The organism is Fructilactobacillus sp. X3R2C1 (genome assembly GCF_059901235.1).
In genome coordinates, this window is sequence record NZ_JBWXVA010000017.1 from 1 (window position 1) to 449 (window position 449).

The window sequence follows — 449 nt, forward strand, 5'->3', positions numbered from 1 at the left end:
GTAAATGACTTGACTAAGAACATTACGAGAACGGTGCACTACGTCTACGCTGACGGTAGTAAAGCCTCCGATGATCGTACTGAAACGGTTACTTACACTCGAACGGCAACCTTTGACCAGGTTACCGGCAAGATCATCAGTTATGGCGACTGGACTACTAAGAACGCGGTCTTCGGTTCAATCGATTCGCCCGAAATTACAGGATACACTCCTGACAAGGCAACCGTTGGTGCTCTAACTACTACTGCCGACTCAACCGACTCGACTGATACGGTTACCTACACTGCCAATGAAGAACAAGCTCATGTTCAATACATTGACCAAGATGATGGTAACCGGGTTATTAAAACTGACAATTTAAACGGTAAGTTCGGTTCTAAGTCTGATTACAGTACAAAGAACGAAATTGCCAGCTTAGAGGCCCAAGGTTACGAATTAGTCACTGACGG

General features: G+C 45.4%; 1 protein-coding gene. It reads left to right on the plus strand.

Translation table 11 applies throughout. The annotated features are described in order from the left end of the window. Positions 1-449, plus strand: a 449-nt coding sequence (locus tag AC6UDB_RS06935; protein ID WP_500709541.1) for a mucin-binding protein, incomplete at both ends; no start/stop codon positions are given.